The 1,837-nt window shown below is 49.5% G+C and carries 3 protein-coding genes; 1 reads left to right on the top strand and 2 read right to left on the bottom strand.

The features are described 5' to 3' along the window. Positions 1 to 64 precede the first annotated feature (64 nt). Positions 65 to 655: a glycerol acyltransferase gene (locus HN413_15125; protein ID MBT3391729.1), complete on the top strand. Its 591-nt coding sequence runs from the start codon at positions 65 to 67 to the stop codon at positions 653 to 655. 7 nt (positions 656 to 662) lie between these two features. Here the strand turns inward: HN413_15125 and HN413_15130 are convergent, their stop codons facing one another. Beyond that, positions 663 to 1,307 carry an HAD-IB family phosphatase gene (locus HN413_15130; protein MBT3391730.1) on the bottom strand — a complete coding sequence of 215 codons (645 nt, stop codon included), beginning with the start codon at positions 1,305 to 1,307 and terminating at the stop codon, positions 663 to 665. Between the two features lie 72 nt (positions 1,308 to 1,379). Continuing rightward, on the bottom strand, positions 1,380 to 1,837 hold a 458-nt coding region (locus HN413_15135), incomplete at its 5' end, for a 4Fe-4S dicluster domain-containing protein (protein ID MBT3391731.1).

Genomic DNA, 1,837 nt, shown 5'->3' on the forward strand with positions numbered 1-1,837 from the left:
GCCAGTATGAACTCCTGGTAGTTTTGTCGTCCCTAAGTTAGCGGAAACTAAAGTAAAAATAGAGATGAATAAATATACAGCTTTTGATACCCCCGTTATTACGCCCGTGTTGCGCTGGTTTGCAAAACTAGCCTTAGCTGTAACTGGATGGCGACTAGAAGGCCAACCGCCGAACCTGAAAAAATATGTTGTGATTGCAGCGCCGCATACATCCAATTGGGATTTTGTTGCCATGATGCTGATGATCTTGTCTTTCAAGACCAAAATCTACTGGTTTGGTAAAGCCGAATTATTTCGACAGCCCTTTACCGCGTTTTTTAATTGGTTTGGGGGTATTCCGGTTGTACGCTCAAAATCAACCGGGCTTGTCGCGCAGATGGTGCAAAAATTTAAAGAATCTGAAAGCCTGATCGTGGGCATTCCACCGGAGGGCACGCGCGAAAAAGTTCAACAATGGAAAACTGGCTTTTATCACATCGCCAAACAGGCGAGTGTCCCTATTGTTTTGGGATTTCTTGATTACAAGAAAAAGATAGCCGGGCTGGGTCCAACTTTCATCCCCACGGGCGATATGGAAGCCGATATGATGGCGATCCAGGCATTTTACGCCGGTATCACTGGCAAATTCCCCAATCAGGCCACCACGCTGAGTTAGTTTGAACTTACTCCAAAATACGCCAACCTTCGCGCTCGGCAACGCGGCGCAGCGTGCTATCGGGATGTACAGCAACGGGGTCGGCGCTTATTTGCAGCATAGGGATGTCGGATGCAGTATCGCCATACGCGGCTGTGACCGGCTGCCCGTTGAAGTGGGCGCGAATATTCTCTACTTTGTGTTCATAGGAATTGAGGGGCTTCTCAAAACCAGCCAATTTGTTATTTTGGAAGATTAACTGTGTCCCGATGGGGATCGCGTGGATGCGACGCGCAAAAGCTGCCACGATGGGTTGGTACGCGCTCGATACAATCGCGATTTCGTTTTTCCTTTCGTGGTGATTGCCAAGTTCAAGCGTTACCTGCTCTCGATGGTTGGGCCACATAACCTGATCCACAATCCATTCGCCCATCTGGTCAAACGCATCAGGGGTCATGCCGCGCAAAAGGTTGCTCTCTTCTTCGATCCATTGCGCCATTACTGCGCGGCGAGAAAGTACTCCTGCCTTAACCAGCAAATAACGCGGAATCCAGGAGTAGAAGAAGCGGTTATATGCTTTTGGATCATAATTGGCTTTAAAATAGGTGCGCAGACCCTTCCAGCTTGAACCGGTTGAAAGGGTGCCTTCGAGATCGGTCACAACAATGGGCATTGGTGGGGATTCCTTTGAGGGTGGGAGTTCTTTTTTGTGCAGGATCAACCCGAAAGGCGATCGTCTATACGGTTACGAGTAATATTTTGTTAACAAGTTTTCCAGATAACGCGACTTCAGTTGTTCACTGGCTAAGGCTTGTTTGATCGGCGGCAGTCGGAGAATAACCCCCAAAATTGCAGCCATTGCCCGATGGCTGGTTAGTGCATGGTTATCGAAAATTAAATTTTGCAAATAACCACGTTCAATCGCCATCACAACCGTGCGGTGCGTGGTGTCGAGGGGTGTGAGTACGCGTTCTGGGCGAGCTTTGAGCGTGATTGATTCTTGGGCGCAATTGCTGACGCACACGCCACAACCCAGGCAAGCATCTTCGTTCAGCCAGGCTTTCTTGCGTTTGGGCTTGTGGGGGTCACTCGCCGAGACGAGCGTCATGGCTTCAACCGGGCATACGTTGACGCATTTGCCGCAGCCGTTGCAATCGTCAATATTGATGTCGGGGATAAAGTTGGTCGTATGCACCGGGTTCA

Source organism: Chloroflexota bacterium (genome assembly GCA_018648225.1).
Taxonomy (GTDB): Bacteria; Chloroflexota; Anaerolineae; order Anaerolineales; family UBA11858; genus NIOZ-UU35.